Origin of the sequence: Methylobacterium sp. Leaf469, assembly GCF_001424745.1 — a bacterium.
GTDB lineage: Bacteria > Pseudomonadota > Alphaproteobacteria > Rhizobiales > Beijerinckiaceae > Methylobacterium.
The window spans coordinates 1-16,517 of the sequence record NZ_LMRE01000044.1 but is presented as its reverse complement, the minus strand read 5'-3'; the positions used below and the strand labels follow the sequence as shown (position 1 = coordinate 16,517).

Here is a 16,517-nt window from a genome sequence, read left to right as displayed (position 1 = left end):
CGCCGATGCGCTTCACGCAGCGACGGAATCCGGTCCCGACGCCTCCGGCACCCGCATCCGCTCGGTGATCGCCGCCAGGGTGTCGGTGGTCAGGATTTCGATGGCCGCCAGGGTCTCGGCGTCGGGCGGGACACCGCCCGAGCGGGCGTCCTCCTCCAGGACGGCGAGGCGTGCCGCCAGGGCCCGGCCGCCGATGTTCAGACTCATGGACTTGAGGCTGTGGGCCGCACTGGCGAGCGCGGGCGCGTCGCCCGCCGCGCAAGCCGCCGCGATCTCCACCAGGGCGACGGGGGCGTGCTCGGCGTAGAGGGCGACGATGCGCTCGGCGAACCCGCTGCCGGCGGATAGTGCCATTTCGACGAGGCCGTTCACCACCTCGTCGTCGAGGAGGCCATCGGGCTCGGCACCGGGGTCATCGGGCGCGATTGCATCGGAACTCATCGCCTCGGGATCGAGAACGCGCGACAGCATCGCGGCGAGCGCCGCCAGGGTGAAGGGTTTGGTCAGCGTGCCGTCCATGCCGGCGTCGCGCCAGGCCTCGGCCGCCGCGCCGATCACGTGGGCGGTGAGCGCCACGATGGGGATGCGCCGGCCGGACGAAGCCTCTTCGGCCCGGATCGCGCGGGCGGCGTCGTAGCCGTCGAGCACCGGCATGCTGCCGTCCATGAGGACGAGATCGAACGCCTGCGCGCGGCACGCCTCCACGGCCTCGCGCCCGTCGACCACCGTGACGATCCGCGTGATGCCGCAGCGTGCCAGGGCCGCGCAGGCGACCTCGCGGTTGACGGCGCTGTCGTCGGCCACCAGCACCCGCGCGCCGGGGAACTGCGCCAGGGCGGCACCGGCGAGCGCGGTCCGCGCCGCTGCGGCGAAGGGGGCGCCGCTGGCCAGGGCGCCGAGGGCCCGGTCCCATTCGTCCTGGACCACGGGCCAGCGCAGGAGGTCGTCGGCGAAGCCCGCCCCCAGCACCGTGCCGGCGGCCGGATCGCCCATGCGGGCGATGGCGAGCACCCGGCCCGTCGCCGACGGACGGCGACCGAGGGCGACGAGATCGGCCGCATCGGCGATCCAGTGGGCGGTCGCGGCCTGCGGCGCATCGGCGGCGACCGGCACGAAGCCGGCCGCGACCAGGCGCTCGCACAGGCTCGCGACGCTGGCGGCGCCCGCATGCGCCACGACGACGAATTCCGGGACGCCGTCGGCGCGCCGATCTGCCCTGACCGCATCGTCCACGGCCTCCAGGGGGAGTTCGGCCCAGAAGGTCGAGCCCTCGCCCAGGACGCTGTCGACCCCCATGGTGCCGCCCATGGCCAGCGCGAGGCGGTGGGCGATGGAGAGGCCGAGGCCGGTGCCGCCGAAGCGGCGTGTGGTGGATTGGTCGGCCTGCGAGAAGGCCGAGAAGATGGTGCCGACCTTCGACGCGGGAATGCCGATCCCGGTGTCGCGCACGCTGAGGCGCAGGCGGTCCGGGCCGGCCCGTTCGAGGCGCACCAGCACGTGGCCTTGCGGCGTGAATTTCAGGGCGTTGTTGACGAAGTTCGAGAGGATCTGCCCCAGGCGCACGGGATCGCCGACGATCTGACGGGGCACGTCGGGCGCGATGAAGGCCGCGAGATCGAGATTCGCTTCGCGGGCCTTCTCGGCGAACAGCGACACCACCGTATCGACGATCTCGGCGGGCGCGAGTGCGATGCGCTCGAGGTCGATCTTGCCGGCCTCGACCTTCGCGAAATCGAGGATGTCGTTGATGATGGCCAGCAGATTCTGGCCCGAACGGGCGATGACCTCGGCGTAGCGCTTCTGCCGGTCGGGCAGGTCGGCGGCGGCGAGCAGTTCCGCCATCACCAGCATGCCGTTCAGGGGCGTGCGGATCTCGTGGCTCATGGTGGCGAGGAAGGACGATTTCGCGCCGTTGGCGGCTTCGGCCGCCTCCTTGGCCTCGTGCAGGTCGGCCGTGCGCGCGGCGATGTCGCTTTCCAGGCGCTCCATGTGGCGGGCGAGGCGGTCGCCGCGCTCGCGCACGGTGCCCAGCAGGGTGTTGAAGGTGCGAGCCAGCACGCCGACCTCGTCGTCGCGCACGATGCGGGCGACCTCGCCGTAATCCTCGGCCGCGCGGACCCGGTCCATGGTGGCGGCGAGTTCGGCGATGGGCTGTGTGATGGAGCGGTGCAGGCCGTACGAGACGGCGAGGCCGAGGGCCAGCGCCAGGGCCGAGGCCAGAGCCGACGCCTTCAGGATCGCGAGGAGCCGGTCGATCAGGTCGGTGGTGTCGGCGACGAGCACGAGGGTTCCGACGGTGAGGCCGGCATGCAGGATCGCGACGCGCACCTGCGCGGTCCGGCTGCCGAGCAGCCACAGGGGCGAGCCGCCGGCATCGAGGTCGACGTCGCTGTCGAGGCGGATGGCGAGCCCCTGGTCCGCCAGGGTCGAGCCGTCCGGGCGCTCGATGCCCGCGTAGACGAGGTCGGGCCGGCGGGCGATGGCGCTGAGCGTGCGCGTCGCCTCCGCGGAATCGCCTTCGGAGACGGCCCGGGCGCTCGACGCGGCGAAGACCTGCGCGATGGTCGAGAGGGCGTCGCGCTTGGCCTCGGCGTAGCGATGGACCTCTTGCCACAGGTTGAACGCCGCCGCCGCCGCGAGGGCGAGGGCGACGGACGCGAACACCGCCAGCGCCAGCCGCCCCGCGAGGGAGCGGAACACGGGCAGGCGCCGAGGGCGCGCGGTCGCGGCCGGCGCGGTCACTGGGAGAGCTCCGTGTTGGCCGAACTCGGGCCGACGCCCCGGGGCACCGGAACGTCGGTGGCGCCGTACCGGGCGTTGAGGACGAGGTTGGGGCCGTCGTACAGGTTGATGAGCCGGGCGATGATCACCGTGTAGGCGGATTGATCGGCCACCGGCCTCTTCGAATCGATGATGAGCCGACCCGAAGGCAGGTAGATTGTGCCGAGCAGGGTCCGCGCCTCGTCGCTGATAATGCGGTATTCGCGCAACGGCAGCGGCCCGCCGGGCGGCGGCTTCGGCTTGCCCTTGCCGCCCAGCGGCGGCGGGAGTTCCACCACGAGGCCGACCACACCCGTGGCGAGACTGCCGACGCCGTTGACGACGCCGCCGACGCCCCCGAGGAGGGAGCCGACGAGGGAGCTGGACACGGCCTCGGCGACGAGGTTCCGCTCCTCGAAGAACAGCAATCCGCGCATGGGCTCTTCCTTGGGCGCGGTAAGGCTGATGACGCTCTTCTCGTCGAACAGCAGGCCCGCCCGCGGGCCGGTGAAGTAGAAGCCGACGTTGACCCCCTCCAGGGAGCTCTTCTTGTCGACCACCAGGGGCCCGTCCTTCATCACGTAGACCCCCGGCCGGAGCGTCACCGTCGCGCCCTTGGTGATGTGGAGGCCGCCGCAATAGGTTCCCGGATTCAGGGTCGCCACGGTGGTGACGATGTTCTTGCCGTAGGCCGGATTGTCGGGGTCCTCGACGTACTTCTTCGGGTTGAGCAGGCTCCCGAGGTCGAGGCACGGCTCGATCCTCGGAGCCGGGAGGTGCGCGAGGGGGTCGCGCATGACCGGACAGCCCGTGGCGGGCTGGGGTGAGAAGTTCGCCCGACCGGCATAGCCGCCGGCCGAGCAGATCGAGATGGCCTGCGCCACAGCGGCGTTCTCGCCCTGGATGCCGGCGGGATTGATCGAGTTCGAGTAGAGCGAGCAATCCGAGGCGGTGATCCGCGCGGCACTCTCGAGGTGGAACGCGCCCATGGACAGGCCGTCCAGGGCGAGGAGGCACAGGCGGGTGGTGCCGGCGAGCTTGGCTGTCGACTGGACCCGGACGTCCAGGCTCGGCAGGTTCAGGAGCCGGCCGAGGGTGAGGACGATGGTCTCCGAGAGGGTGACGCGCACGCCGGAATGCGTACCCACCACCTCCGCCGCCGCCGCGACGGGACGCTGGTTCCCGGCCTGGGCGCGGGCCATGGCGATGGCGGTGCGGACCGCGCTGGCATCGTCGGTGTTGGCGAGCTTGAACTGGTTGACGCCCGCGATGGCGCCGCTGTCGGCCGCGCGCTGGAGCTCGGACCGGCGCTTGACCAGGGACCCGTATTCCACGGCCGCGGCGCTCATCCCCGTCACGACGGGAAGCAGCAGCGCGAAGATCAACACGATGCCGCCGCGCTTGTCCCTGGCGAATTCGGCGAACGACCGGCTCATCTTTCAGCTCCCATGCCTAGGAATGGGCACGGACCGGTTGAGATTGAATAAACCTCGCGAAGTTGCGCCGCCGAGACGAGACAACTTCGAACATCCAACCTGATAAATTTTAAGGTTATCGGATAACGAACACGTTATCGTCGGCGGATCGATGCTGGCGCGAACGGTGAATTAACCGCCGCCATGCGATCCCGTTGCGAGCGTGTCGCCGTCGCGCCGCGCGCAGGTTCCCCTCACGCCCGTGTTTCCGCCCGCCGCTCACCGCCGAACACGAAGCTGCGCGGCTCCGGATGCAACGGAGGCCGGGCACGCGGGCGAGACACGTCCCGTCGGGGCGCATCGGCGAGTCCGGGGTCTGGCCGGGCGGTTGCGCCGGGACACCGGCGGGGCCGCGGCCGTCGAGTTCGCCGTGGTGATCGTCCCGCTCTTCGTGGTCATTCTGTTCGTCCTCGAGAACGCCCTCGTGCACTGGATCACGGCGTCCCTCGACAACGGCCTCGACAGCGCGATGCGGCAATTCTACGTCCGCGCCGACGGCTCGGGCGGCTCGCCCCTCGACGGGGTCCGCACGGAGCTGTGCCGGCAGGTCGCGCCCTTCGTGAAATGCGACGCCCTCAAGGTCGATGTCGCTGCCTACGACAGCTTCGCCAGCGTCGACCGCGCCTCTCCGGTCGATGCCGCCACGAAGGATTGGCGGCCGGGCTTCGGGACCCAGCACGGGTGCCTGCTGAAGGGCAGCGTCGTCGTGGTCCAGGCGGCGCTGGCCCAGCACACGTTCCAGCCCTTCGGGATCGCCCCGGGCCAGTTCCGAGACGGCAGCCGCCTCATCAATGCGGCGGCGGTGATCCAGCTCGAAGGCAATTCCCCCGTCGCGAGCGGATGCTGAGCCGGGCCGCACGGAGCGCAGCGCGTCGCCTCGCCGGGCAACGCGACGGCGTGGCCATCGTCGAGTTCGCCCTCCTGATCCCGGTCCTGCTGCTGCTCTACTTCGGCACCGTCGAGATCACCAACGTCCTGCGCCACGCGCGCAAGCTCGACATCCTGTCCCGCACCATCGGCGATACCCTGTCCCAGCGCACCCGTCCGACCTCGGCGGAGGTCGAGGACATCTTCCGGGCGGCCGCCATCGTTCTCGCGCCCTACGCCGCCGACGGGGTCCGCATCACCATCAGCGCCGTCGGCGTCCCCGGCGGCACCGAGCCCGGGCCCCTGCGGGTGTGCTCGAGCGCGGCGGCGTCCGGTTCGCCCCTGCGCGCGCCCGAGGCCCCGGCGCCGGTGAGCGACGCCGAGGCGACCCAGCCCGCCGGCACCCGGCTCATCCTCGTCGAGATCACCAGCACCTACCGGCCCGTCTCGGGGCCGGGCGTGTTCCGGGACGCGGTGTCGGGCCTCGACCTCGTGCGCAAGACCCTGTGGCCCGTGCGCTACGGCCGGCGCTACGCCAGCGAAAGTCCCGAGATCGTGCTGCCGGGTGGGCTGCCCTGCCCGCCCTGAGGCCCGTCCGGTGAAGCGAAATGGCGCCGGCCGGAAGATTTCATTCACCCTGTGGCATGCGACGGGCAGCCAAGACGGCGCCGATAGTCCAGAAAACGAGCGCGGCCGCACGGCACGGCGGGGGCTCGGCCCCCGGGCGTACGATGGCGGTCCGGGATCTCAAGGCCACGCGATGTTCGTTCTCGTCCTCGACGACGCCCCCCTGAACAACATGCTGATGGCCGAGGCCATCCGGACGATTCCGGACTGCACCGTGCGCGACTTCACGCGGCCGGCGGACGCCCTGGCCTTCGTCGCCGCCAATGCCGACGCCATCGGGCTGGCGATCTCGGATTACGACATGCCGGGCATGAACGGCGTCGCGTTCATCCGCGCCGCCCGCGCCGTGCCGGGCTTCGAGCACGTTCCGGTGGTGATGGTGACGAGCCTCGACCAGCGCAGCCTGCGCCGGGAGGCCCTGGAGGCCGGCGCCACGGATTTCCTGGCCAAGCCCTTCGACCCCATCGAGATCCGCGCGCGGGTGTCGAACCTGCTCGCCCTCAACCGCGCCCGCATCGGAGAACGGGAGCGCGCCGCCTGGCTCGACCGCGAGGTCAAGGCGGCCACCGCCCTCATCGCCGCCCGCGAGCGCGAGATCGTGCTGATGCTGATGAAGGCCGCCGAGCATCGCGACAACGAGACCGGCAACCACGTCGCGCGGGTGGCCGGGCTCGTCGCCCTCATCGCCCGCGGCCTCGACCTGCCCGACGCCGAGGTCGAGCAGCTCAGCCTCGCCTCGACCATGCACGACGTCGGCAAGATCAGCGTGCCGGACACCATCCTGCTGAAACCCGGCCCCCTGACGCCCGAAGAGCGCACCGAGATGGAGCGCCACGCCGAGCGCGGCCGTCGCATCCTCGAGGGTTCGTCGTCCCTCCTCATGCAGCGCGCCGCCGAGATCGCCGCCACCCACCACGAGCGCTGGGACGGCAGCGGCTACCCGGCGGGCCTCGCCGGCGAGGCGATTCCCCTGTCGGGCCGCATCGTCGCCGTGGCCGACGTGTTCGACGCCCTCACCTCCGACCGGCCCTACAAGAAGGCCTGGAGCGAGCGGGAAGCCCTCAACCACATCCTGGCCAACGCGGGCTCGCATTTCGACCCCGCCTGCGTCGCGGCCTTCGCCCGGATGCTGCCGAAGGGTGGGACGCCGGCCTGATCCCGTCCCCGGTTGGCGCCCGGCGGCCCGACGACCTATCTCCCGGCCGGACACGCACACGGGAGAGACCACTTGGCATACGGGACGAGCTCGGCACACGAATCCGGCGGCCCGCCGCAGATGCACGCGACGACGATCCTGATGGTGCGCAAGGGCGGGCGCGTCGTCATCGGCGGCGACGGTCAGGTCAGCCTCGGCCAGACCATCGTGAAGGGCAACGCCCGCAAGGTGCGGCGGCTGGCCAAGGGCGCGGTGATCGGCGGCTTCGCCGGCGCCACGGCCGACGCCTTCACGCTGTTCGAACGGCTGGAAGCCAAGCTCGAACAGTATCCGGGCCAGCTCACCCGCGCCTGCGTCGAGCTCACCAAGGATTGGCGCACGGACCGCTACCTGCGCCGCCTCGAAGCCATGATGCTGGTCGCCGACCGCGAGGTCAGCCTGCTGCTCTCGGGGTCCGGCGATGTCCTCGAGCCGGAGCACGGCGTCATGGCCATCGGTTCGGGTGGCAACTACGCCCTTGCCGCCGCCCGCGCCCTCGAAGATGGACAGCACGACGCAGAAACCATCGTCCGGCGGGCGATGGGGATCGCGGCCGAAATCTGCGTCTATACGAATCACAGTCTCGTCATCGAGGCTTTGGATGCATGATGGACTGAGCGAAGTCTCGTACGATTAACGAACCTTTCCGAGATTCCCCCCAAACTGACGCCAAAAGCTGTTCTGGGGAGTCGTAGATCATGCGGATCAGGGCGAAGATTCTGGCGTTCGTCATCGCCTGCAGCGCGGTGACGCTTCTCGTGGCGGGCGTCGGGGTCTTCACCCTGCGGGCGTTCGACACCGCCATCGAGCAGGGGCGTCTCGCGACCCAGCGCGCCCTCGACGCCGCCCGGCTCAACCGCCACGTCACCACCATCGCCCTCGAGTCCCGCGGGATCTACGCCGCCAAGGACACCGCCGATGCGGTGAAATACGCCGCGCGCCTGCGCCAGAACCTCACGGACATGAACGCGGTCCTGGCGGCCTGGCCGGCCCGCCTCACGCCGGCCGAGGAGGCGCTGTTCGCCAAGGTGGCCGAAGGGGCCGCCGCCTTCACGCCGCTGCGCCTCGAGACCGCGCGCCTCGGCACCGAGGTCTCGCCGAAGGCCGCCGCCGACCAGGGCTTCACGGAAGCGAACCGCGCCAATCGGCAGGCCTACCAGGACAGCATCGACGCCCTGGTGGCCGACAGCCTGTCCCGCCTCACCACCATCGAGCGCGCCACCGACAGCCTCTACGATCAGCGCATCGTGCTCCTCGTCGCCCTCGCGATCGGGGGGCCCCTCGCCTGCCTGCTCATCGGCGTCGGCGTCGGCAACAGTCAGATCGCCCGCCCCCTGGTGGGCGTCGCCGCCGCGATCCGGCGCCTGTCCGAAGGCGATCACCAGCTCGCCGCCATGACGCCGCGCCGCGACGAGATCGGCGACATCCAGCGCAGCATGGCGGTGTTCGCCACCGCCATGCGGCAGGCCGAGACCCTGCGGATCGATGGGGACCGGGCCTCCACGGATGCGAGCGCGCGGCGCCGGGCCGATCGGGTCGACCTCGCCGATCGGTTCCAGGGCAGCGTCGGCGGCCTCGTCGGCACCCTGTCGGGGGCGGCCGCCGCCCTGGAGGAGACCGCCCGGACGATGGCCCGCAACGCCGAGCACGCCGACGCCCAGTCGAGCGCCGTCATGCAGGCGGCCAATGCCACCGCCCTCAACGTCCAGGCGGTGGCGGCGGCGACCGAGGAACTCGCCGCCACCGCCGACGCCATCGGCCAGCAGGTGGCGCACACCTCGGCCGCCGCCGCCGGCGCCGTGGAGAGCGCCCGGCGCACCCATGCGCGGGTCGACGTGCTCGCCGGCAGCGCCGCCCGCATCGGCGATGTCGTCGCCCTGATCTCGAACATCGCCGGCCAGACCAATCTTCTCGCCCTCAACGCCACCATCGAGGCGGCCCGTGCCGGCGAGGCCGGGCGCGGCTTCGCCGTGGTCGCCGCCGAGGTGAAGGACCTGGCGTCCCAGACCGCCCAGGCGACACAGGAGATCACCGCCCAGATCGCCACGATCCAGGCCGCGACCCGCGAGACCGTCGAGGCCATCGCGGAGATCGGGACCACCATCGGCAGCGTCCACGGCATCGCCCAGGGGGTGGCCGCCGCCGTCGAGGAGCAGCAGACCGCCACCCAGGCCATCGCCCGCAGCATCTCCGACGCCGCCCACGGCACCCAGGAGGTGACCCGGACCATGGGGCAGGTGCGCGCCGCCGCGGCCGAAGTCGGCACGGGCGCGGCCCGGGTCCTCGGCGCGGCGGCCGAACTCGCGCGCCAGACCACCACCCTCGACGGCGAGGTCACGGGCTTCGTCGGCACCATCCGGGCGGCCTGACCCCGCGTCCGGGCGGCGTGAGCCCGCGTCCGGGCGGCGTGAGCCCGGCCGCACCCTGGTAAGGCAGCCCCGGCGCGCTTAAGTCGGCAGCGTGGAACAGCCCCCGACCGCCTCCGCCCTCGCCCTCCCGGGCGACGGCCCGCTGCCGAATCATGCGGTGCTCCTGCGCGCCGGGGTGGCACGCGGGATCATCACCGACGATCAGGCCTTGGCCCTCGACCGATTGGCGCGCGAGGACGTCGCCGCCCAGGACGAGCCCCGCGACGACGAGCGCCTGCGCTTCGTCACGGGGTTCGCCGATATCTTTGTGACCCTTGGCCTCGTACTGTTCTTCGGCACCACCGGTTATCTCGGGATAGATCGGCTGGGGCCGGTCGGCGGTTACGGTCTAGTCGCCATCGAGGCCTGGGTGCTCGCGGAGTTCTTCACGCGACGCAGACGCATGGCCTTGCCGAGCATCGTCCTACTCGTGGTCTTCGCACTGGCGACCTATAACGCCGCCGGCTTCACACTGGTCGATCCGGATACGGAGGCCTCACGGGGGACGACGTTGTTCGATCTCGTGTTTCGCGGTCATCCGGAAGCGCGGCCGTTGATTGGTGCCGGCCTCGTCACGCTGCTTCTCGTGGGGCTGCATTACTGGCGCTTCAAGGTGCCCATCACCATCGCGGCGGGAACGGCGGCCCTGATCGGCCTGCTCCTTGGTCTCGTCGCCGCCGTCGATCCGTTCTTCGCCTACGACCGGCTGCCCTGGCTGCTGAGTGCCGCGGGCCTCGGGACCTTCGCGCTCGCGATGCGTTTCGACCTGTCGGATCCCCGGCGGTTGACGCGCCGGACCGACATCGCCTTTTGGCTCCACCTCCTTGCGGCCCCGATGATCGTCCATCCGGTACTCAGCGCTGTCGCGAATGGGAACACCTCGCAGATCGGCTTGGCCTTTCCAATTCTCGCCATCGTCCTCGGGTTAGCCTGCGTTGCCCTTGTGACGGACCGGCGGGCGATTCTCGTGTCGAGCCTGGTCTATGCCGGCCTTTCGTTCGACGCCCTCCTGCGTGAGATCGGAATCACGGGCAACGTTCTGCCCTTGGCGCTCCTCGCCCTCGGCACCTTCATCCTTCTTCTGAGCGCCGGCTGGCATCCCCTGCGGGCCCGAATCCTGCGCGCCCTCCCCCGCCCCTGGGCAGCCCGGCTGCCGCACCCGATCGGAGCGTGATGACCAGTTTCTCCCCCCGCGAGATCGTTTCGGAACTCGATCGCTTCATCGTCGGCCAGGCCGACGCCAAGCGCGCCGTCGCCATCGCGCTGCGCAACCGCTGGCGCCGCCAGCAACTGACCGGCCCGCTTCGCGAAGAGGTCGCGCCGAAGAACATCCTGATGATCGGCCCCACCGGCTGCGGCAAGACCGAGATCGCCCGCCGCCTCGCGCGCCTGGCCGGCGCGCCGTTCCTCAAGATCGAGGCCACGAAGTTCACCGAGGTCGGCTATGTCGGCCGCGACGTGGAGCAGATCGTGCGCGACCTCGTCGAGGTCGGCATCGGCCTGAAGCGCGAGGAGAAGCGCCGCGCCGTGAAGGCCAAGGCCGAGGCGGCGGCCGAGGCCCGCATCCTTGATGCTCTGGTCGGCCCTACCTCCGGTCAGGCCACCCGCGACAGCTTCCGCAAGAAGCTGCGGGCGAGCGAACTCGACGACAAGGAGGTCGAGATCGAACTCAGCGGCAACCCGTCCGGCGGCCTGCCGATGTTCGAGATCCCGGGCATGCCGGGTGCGTCCATGGGCGCGGTCAACCTCGGCGACATGCTCGGAAAGGCGCTCGGCGGCCAGAAGGGCAAGCCCCGGCGGATGACCGTGAAGGAGGCCTACGCGCCCCTGCTCGCCGAGGAATCCGACAAGCTCGTCGACACCGAATCCCTCACCCAGGAGGCGATCCGCGAGGTCGAGGACAACGGCATCGTCTTCCTCGACGAGATCGACAAGATCTGCGCCAAGGAGGGTCGCTCGTCCGCCGACGTGTCCCGCGAGGGCGTGCAGCGCGATCTGCTGCCGTTGATCGAGGGGACCACGGTGGCGACGAAGCACGGGCCGGTGAAGACCGACCACATCCTGTTCATCGCCAGCGGCGCCTTCCACGTCTCGAAGCCGTCCGACCTCCTGCCGGAATTGCAAGGGCGCCTGCCGATCCGCGTCGAGCTGCAGCCCCTCACGGTGGAGGATTTCAAGCAGATCCTCACCACCACGGAGGCGAGCCTGCTGAAGCAGACCGTGGCGCTGATGCAGACCGAGGGCGTGACCCTCGAATTCAGCGACGACGCGGTGGATGCCCTGGCCAAGGTCGCGGTGGACGTGAACAACTCGGTGGAGAACATCGGCGCCCGCCGCCTCCAGACGGTGCTGGAGCGCGTCATCGACGAGATCTCGTTCACCGCCACCGACCGGTCCGGCGAGACCGTGCCCATCGACGCCGCCTACGTCCGCGCGCGGGTCGAGAGCCTGGCGGCGAACGCGGACCTGAGCCGGTTTATCCTGTGAGGCGGTAGGGCGTCAGCCGGTTCATCCTGTGAGGCGGCAGGGCGTCAGCCGGTTCGTCCTGTGAGGCGGCAGGGCGTCAGCCGGTTCGTCCTGTAAGGTGGCAGGGCGTCAGCCCTGCCAGACCTCGCCCGGCCGGAACGCCCGGAAGCGCTCCGGCGCGATCCCGTTCTCGGCGCACGCCACCGCCAGGGCCTCGACGGGTTGCTCGATCCCCTCGTCGGTGAGCTGGAAGCTGCCCCAATGGTGGCCGATCATCTGGTCGGCGCCGAGGAGCAGGCCGGCCGCCACCGCCTCGGTGGGGTCCATGTGCTGGTCGCGCATGAACCAGCGCGGCTCGTAGGCGCCGATGGGCAGGGTGGCGAGGCGCGGCGGCCCGAACCGGGTGCGGGCCTCGGCGAAGATCGCCCCGCCGCGAAATCCGGTGTCGCCCGAATGGTAGTGCACGCCCACCGGCGTCGTCAGCACGAACGAGCACCACAAAGCCATGCGCTTGTCGTTGAGCCCGCGCGCCGACCAATGATTGGCCGGCGTGACATGCACCGTGAGGCCGCCGCCGAGGTCGGTCGCTTCGCCCCAGTCGCGGGTCTCCACATGCATGGTGTCGTCGTAGGCCCGCAGGATCGCGTCGTTGCCCAGCGGCGCCAGGATGAGCGGCTGATGCGCCTGCCACAGGCGCGCGACGGTGGGGCCGTCGAGGTGGTCGTAGTGGTTGTGGGTGATCAGGACCACGTCGATGGGCGGGAGATCGGCATAGGCGATGCCGGGCGGGTTGACGCGCTTGGGGCCCGCGAACCGCACCGGGCTGGCCCGGTTCGCGTAGACCGGGTCGACCAGGATGTTGCGCCCCGCCACCTGGAACAGGTAGCTTGCGTGCCCGATGAGGGTGACGCGCAGTCCCGCGAACCGCTCGGGCGGCCGGTCTCGGAACGGGCTCGGATGGTGCTTCGGCCACAGGGCCCGCACCGGACTGTCGATGCCGCGCCGGCGGCGCCAGCGGGCGATGTCCGAGAGATCCTTGTCGGCGGGCTGGTCCGGCCCGTGGAAGCGCAGGCCGTCGAAATGATCGCTCTTCGGCCCCCGGTAATACGGGTTGCGCGTGCGCTTGTGCGCCGCATAGCCGACGCCCCCGAGGGTCATCACCGTGGCGGCGCTGAGGGCCGTAATCAGATCGTTGCGCTTCATCCACCCGAGATGGCTGGTGCACGCGGCCGTTCAAGCGGCCACGCTGCGGTTCAAGAGCGCCAGCGCAGTTCCTGCGTCGCTAGGGGATTGCGGAACGGCCGGCCCTCGCGGGCGGCGGCGAGGGCCTCGCGCTTCAGGCGGAAGTACCATTGCGAGGGCAGATCGCCCTGGCCGAACAGCACCATGGTGGGCTTCCGGTCGAGGCCGGCTTGGGCGTGCTGGAGCACCTGCTGGTCCTGGGTCAGGAACTGGCGCATCAGCGGGCGGGCCACGGGCTTCAGCAGGTTCAGCGCCGGCATGTTCCAGTACAGGGCGTTGGTCAGCAGGGTGCGGTTGTGGGTGAGCGGCGTGGCGAAGGTGTAGTTCGCCACGCGCTTGGCCCCCGCCACGATCCGCTCCAGCCGCACGCCGGGCAGGCGGAACTCGATCTCCACCGCCGGGGCGCCGCCGAGCAGCCGATAGACCGGCGAACTCGTGGTGGTGGCGTGGCTCGTCATGGTGAAGCCGTGCGGCGTCGGCGTGAAGGTCTTCACCTTCTCGCGCAGTTCCTTCGACGGGCGGAACCACCAGGAATCGTGCACGAACGCGACGTGGCCGGGATCGACGAGACTCAAGGTGGTGAGATCGAACGAGGCCTCGACCACGAGTTCGATGACGACACGGCCGGCGGCCTCGAACCCGAGTTCGGGCAGGGCCGGCACGTCGGTGCCGGACGGGCTCCCAAGATACGAATTGACCCAGGCGAAGCCCGCGCTCTCGCGGACGGGGAAGCGCTGCACCGCGATCTTCGAAAAATCGGCGGCGTCGGAGGAGGACAGGGTCGGCACGTCGCGGCAGCGCCCGTCGGTGCCGAAGCGCCAGCCGTGGAACGGGCAGGTCAGGGCGCCGCCGTCGAAGCGGCCCTTCGACAGGGCCATGCCGCGGTGGGGGCAGCGATCCCGGAGTGCGAAGGCGGCTCCGGCGGTGTCGCGGCCGAGGACGATCTGCTCGCCGTTGAGTTCCACCGCCTTGAGGCTGCCGGGCTTCAGACCGTCGGAGCGGGCGACGCAGTACCACGCGTCGCCGAGCGGCTGGCGCATGGCATCGGGATCGAGGGCGGCCTCGTCGGGCGCCGGAGCGCGCGGGCTGGGGCTGGCGGACATGGCGGGTTCCGGGCACGCCCTCCCGGGCGGGTGCCAGCGTCTTAGACTTGGGGCCTCGCCGTGGCCAGTCGACTTCAAGTCCACCTCGGCCCGCCCGGGTCTGGAGGGGAGCGGCGGAAGGGCGCAACCGGGGCCCTTTTCAAACCCCGATCCGACCCCTACCTTGCCCTCAGTCGCAACGAACGAAAGGAGGTGATCCAGTGTCTCATTGTCATCAGCCGCTCTCCCCGGCCACCCTGACCTGGACCGTCGCCTCCGGCGCTGCCTACTAGCGCCTCGGCGGGAAGAACAAGGGATCGGCCGGACAACGAGTGGTCCGGCAATGGAAGGCCCGCCCCGAAAGGGGCGGGCCTTCGGCCTGTCTGGCGCGCCTGCGGCCTGCCTGAAGACGAGCCTGCGGCTTTGCCTTGGATGTCGGTTCAGCGACGCTGGAACAAGGGCTGGGCCAGGGTCTCGGCCCGGGCCATCCAGAGATCCCGCTCCGAGCGGGCCTGAGCGAGCTCCTCGGCGTTGGCGTTGATCTTGGTGCGCATTTCGCGCATTTCGCTGGCGGCGGCGGCCGTGAGGGCCTTGAGCTGATCGCGCTCGGCGCGGACCTCGTCGAGGGCCTGCATTTCGGATTCGACATGGCCACGCAGGCCCCGCAGCTCGTCCGCCAGGACTGCCTGGAGGCTGTCGTAGCGCTCAAACTCGACCTTCAGCTTGGCCTTCAGCATCAGGTTCTCGGCCATCAGGTCCGAGAGATCGGTTTCGGAATCGACGAGGGGCGCCGGCGTCGCCGCGCTCGGTGCGACGACGCGGGGGGTCCAGGCCGGGGTCTCGGCCTGCGGCTCGGCCACCTCTTCGACGGGCTGCGGCATGCCGGCGGGGCGCGAGGCCTGCGCCGCGTGGGTGGCCGTCACCGCCTTCATCGCGGCGAGCCAATCCCGGAGCGGACCCGGCTGGGGACGACCCGGCTGATCGTTGGGCGGGAATTGGCGGGCGGGTTCCGACATCGGATGTGTCCTCGGCTTTCGCGAGCATCCGATCAAAATATGCTTAACGAAGTGTGAAATTCGGCGCGCGAACCGTTACGGGCTGCTCGGATGTTTGGGGTGGCACCCGGCGAATGCCGGGATGGTCGTCGCGCTGTCCGGAACAGGGTATCGAGGCCTCCCCGTCGCCGGAGCCAACGACCATGTTCCTCGAAGCCCCAGAATTGCGGGCCCTGCCGGGCCTGCGCCACGCCTTCTTCACCCGGGAGGGCGGCGTCTCGGACGGGCTCTACGCCTCCCTCAACGGCGGCCTCGGCTCGGCCGACGATCCGGCGCGTGTCACCGAGAACCGGTGCCGGATGTGTACGGCCCTCGGCGTGGCACCGGAGAACCTCGCCAGCCTGTATCAGGTTCATTCCGCGAAGGCCGTGGTGGTGGAGGCCCCCATTCCCCACGCGGTGCGGCCGCAGGCCGACGCCATGGTGACGCGGGTGCGCGGCCTCGCGCTCGGAATCGCCACGGCCGATTGCGGACCGATCCTGTTCGCCGACGCGGAGAATGGCGTCGTCGGCGCCGCCCATGCCGGCTGGAAAGGCGCTCTCACGGGCGTGATCGAGGCGACGGTCCAGGGTATGGAAGGGTTGGGCGCGCGCCGGTCCGGCATCGTCGCCGTGCTCGGGCCGACGATCGCGCAGGCCGCCTACGAGGTCGGCCCCGACTTCATCGCGCGCTTCCGGGTCGAAGCCCCCGGATGCGAAGCGTTCCTGGGTGCCGGAGAACGGCCCGACCACGCGCAGTTCGATCTGCCGGGGTTCATCGCCGCCCGCCTGGCCGAGGCCGGCATCGTCCAGGCCTCCAGTCTCGGGCTCTGCACCTATGCCGACGCGGAGCGCTTCTACAGCTTCCGCCGCGCGACCCACCGCCACGAGGCCGATTACGGCCGGCTGATCTCGGCCATCACCCTCGTCTGATCACCTTGGGGCGAGGTGCGACAATCTGGCAGAACTTTTGATGCAACGAATCGCGTCGAGGGCTGAACCTTGGCCATTGGCGCGCGTTAGCCCGGCGAGTTGCCAGAAGATCGAGGCGGGCACTGCCACAATGGGGCCGCCTTCCCGGCAAGCGACGTGTTCGCAAAGCCACAGCTTCTTCCGGTCGACTGGACTAAAGACGGGGAACTGCACCGGATGCCTCCAAAAGGAGCGGCGGGGCGAATTGGTAGAGGACCATACTATGAAATCCATTCTTCGCGGCGCCACCGCGCTCGCCGGCATCCTGATCGCCGGTTCTTCTTTCGCCGCCGACCTTCCGCGCCGTGCGGCTCCGCCGGTGTTCGTGCCGGTGCCGGTGTTCACCTGGACGGGCTTCTACGCCGGTTTCAACGCCGGTTACGGCTTCGA

At 70.5% G+C, this 16,517-nt stretch carries 13 protein-coding genes and 1 pseudogene; 9 read left to right on the top strand and 5 right to left on the bottom strand.

Annotated elements, in window-relative coordinates:
- Window positions 1–12: 12 nt before the first annotated feature.
- Both ASG60_RS19245 and ASG60_RS19240 read right to left on the bottom strand, forming a co-directional pair.
- Window positions 13–2,742 (bottom strand): ATP-binding protein, encoded by a 2,730-nt coding sequence (locus tag ASG60_RS19245; RefSeq protein WP_244476720.1) that lies wholly within the window; start codon window positions 2,740–2,742, stop codon window positions 13–15.
- Entirely contained in the window at window positions 2,739–4,196 is a 1,458-nt protein-coding gene (locus tag ASG60_RS19240; protein ID WP_056175756.1) for a TadE/TadG family type IV pilus assembly protein, read from the bottom strand. The genes ASG60_RS19245 and ASG60_RS19240 overlap by 4 nt, the downstream gene beginning before the upstream one ends.
- A gap of 367 nt (window positions 4,197–4,563) precedes the next feature.
- Here ASG60_RS19240 and ASG60_RS22965 point away from each other — a divergent pair, with 367 nt between their 5' ends.
- The 7 genes from ASG60_RS22965 to hslU all read left to right on the top strand — a co-directional run bounded on the left by ASG60_RS22965 (window position 4,564) and on the right by hslU (window position 11,819).
- Window positions 4,564–5,082, top strand: a complete 519-nt coding sequence (locus ASG60_RS22965; protein WP_056175753.1) for a TadE/TadG family type IV pilus assembly protein — start codon at window positions 4,564–4,566, stop codon at window positions 5,080–5,082.
- Window positions 5,076–5,690 carry a TadE/TadG family type IV pilus assembly protein gene (locus tag ASG60_RS22260; protein WP_056175749.1) on the top strand — a complete coding sequence of 205 codons (615 nt, stop codon included), beginning with the start codon at window positions 5,076–5,078 and terminating at the stop codon, window positions 5,688–5,690. Before ASG60_RS22965 ends, ASG60_RS22260 begins: the two co-directional genes overlap by 7 nt.
- Before the next feature lie 172 nt (window positions 5,691–5,862).
- Window positions 5,863–6,885: an HD domain-containing phosphohydrolase gene (locus tag ASG60_RS19225; RefSeq protein WP_056175746.1), complete on the top strand. Its 1,023-nt coding sequence runs from the start codon at window positions 5,863–5,865 to the stop codon at window positions 6,883–6,885.
- Between the two features lie 120 nt (window positions 6,886–7,005).
- Window positions 7,006–7,533 (top strand): ATP-dependent protease subunit HslV, encoded by a 528-nt coding sequence (gene hslV, locus ASG60_RS19220; protein ID WP_056175741.1) that lies wholly within the window; start codon window positions 7,006–7,008, stop codon window positions 7,531–7,533.
- A gap of 89 nt (window positions 7,534–7,622) precedes the next feature.
- A complete protein-coding gene (locus tag ASG60_RS19215; RefSeq protein WP_056387228.1) occupies window positions 7,623–9,293 on the top strand; it encodes a methyl-accepting chemotaxis protein in 1,671 nt (556 codons plus the stop codon).
- A 91-nt stretch (window positions 9,294–9,384) separates the two neighbouring features.
- Window positions 9,385–10,506, top strand: a complete 1,122-nt coding sequence (locus tag ASG60_RS19210) for a hypothetical protein (RefSeq protein ID WP_244476719.1) — start codon at window positions 9,385–9,387, stop codon at window positions 10,504–10,506.
- Window positions 10,506–11,819, top strand: coding sequence for an ATP-dependent protease ATPase subunit HslU (gene hslU / locus ASG60_RS19205; protein ID WP_056387226.1), 1,314 nt, complete (start codon window positions 10,506–10,508; stop codon window positions 11,817–11,819). Before ASG60_RS19210 ends, hslU begins: the two co-directional genes overlap by 1 nt.
- Before the next feature lie 108 nt (window positions 11,820–11,927).
- Here hslU and ASG60_RS19200 read toward each other — a convergent pair whose 3' ends face one another.
- The 3 genes from ASG60_RS19200 to ASG60_RS19190 all read right to left on the bottom strand — a co-directional run bounded on the left by ASG60_RS19200 (window position 11,928) and on the right by ASG60_RS19190 (window position 15,138).
- Window positions 11,928–13,001, bottom strand: a complete 1,074-nt coding sequence (locus tag ASG60_RS19200) for an MBL fold metallo-hydrolase (protein WP_056387224.1) — start codon at window positions 12,999–13,001, stop codon at window positions 11,928–11,930.
- A gap of 50 nt (window positions 13,002–13,051) precedes the next feature.
- Complete coding sequence (locus ASG60_RS19195) at window positions 13,052–14,143, bottom strand: aromatic ring-hydroxylating dioxygenase subunit alpha (protein WP_056267601.1); 1,092 nt, start codon at window positions 14,141–14,143, stop codon at window positions 13,052–13,054.
- Between the two features lie 419 nt (window positions 14,144–14,562).
- The gene (locus tag ASG60_RS19190; RefSeq protein WP_082531840.1) at window positions 14,563–15,138 is read right to left on the bottom strand and encodes a hypothetical protein; all 576 of its coding nucleotides are present in this window, start codon (window positions 15,136–15,138) and stop codon (window positions 14,563–14,565) included.
- Between the two features lie 182 nt (window positions 15,139–15,320).
- Between ASG60_RS19190 and pgeF the strand changes: the two genes are divergently transcribed.
- Window positions 15,321–16,088, top strand: coding sequence for a peptidoglycan editing factor PgeF (gene pgeF, locus ASG60_RS19185; protein ID WP_056387222.1), 768 nt, complete (start codon window positions 15,321–15,323; stop codon window positions 16,086–16,088).
- 262 nt (window positions 16,089–16,350) lie between these two features.
- Window positions 16,351–16,517 (top strand): annotated as a pseudogene (locus ASG60_RS23875) (porin family protein); the annotation flags it as partial.

What these genes read in the sequence shown, in the direction of transcription:
- ASG60_RS22260 (WP_056175749.1), top strand. Translation starts at nt 5,076, where the DNA reads ATGCTGAGCCGGGCCGCACGGAGCGCAGCGCGTCGCCTCGCCGGGCAA.
- hslV (WP_056175741.1), top strand. Translation starts at nt 7,006, where the DNA reads ATGCACGCGACGACGATCCTGATGGTGCGCAAGGGCGGGCGCGTCGTC.
- ASG60_RS19225 (WP_056175746.1), top strand. Translation starts at nt 5,863, where the DNA reads ATGTTCGTTCTCGTCCTCGACGACGCCCCCCTGAACAACATGCTGATG.
- ASG60_RS19195 (WP_056267601.1), bottom strand. Translation starts at nt 14,143, where the DNA reads ATGTCCGCCAGCCCCAGCCCGCGCGCTCCGGCGCCCGACGAGGCCGCC.
- hslU (WP_056387226.1), top strand. Translation starts at nt 10,506, where the DNA reads ATGACCAGTTTCTCCCCCCGCGAGATCGTTTCGGAACTCGATCGCTTC.
- ASG60_RS19215 (WP_056387228.1), top strand. Translation starts at nt 7,623, where the DNA reads ATGCGGATCAGGGCGAAGATTCTGGCGTTCGTCATCGCCTGCAGCGCG.
- ASG60_RS19190 (WP_082531840.1), bottom strand. Translation starts at nt 15,138, where the DNA reads ATGTCGGAACCCGCCCGCCAATTCCCGCCCAACGATCAGCCGGGTCGT.
- pgeF (WP_056387222.1), top strand. Translation starts at nt 15,321, where the DNA reads ATGTTCCTCGAAGCCCCAGAATTGCGGGCCCTGCCGGGCCTGCGCCAC.
- ASG60_RS19200 (WP_056387224.1), bottom strand. Translation starts at nt 13,001, where the DNA reads ATGAAGCGCAACGATCTGATTACGGCCCTCAGCGCCGCCACGGTGATG.
- ASG60_RS19240 (WP_056175756.1), bottom strand. Translation starts at nt 4,196, where the DNA reads ATGAGCCGGTCGTTCGCCGAATTCGCCAGGGACAAGCGCGGCGGCATC.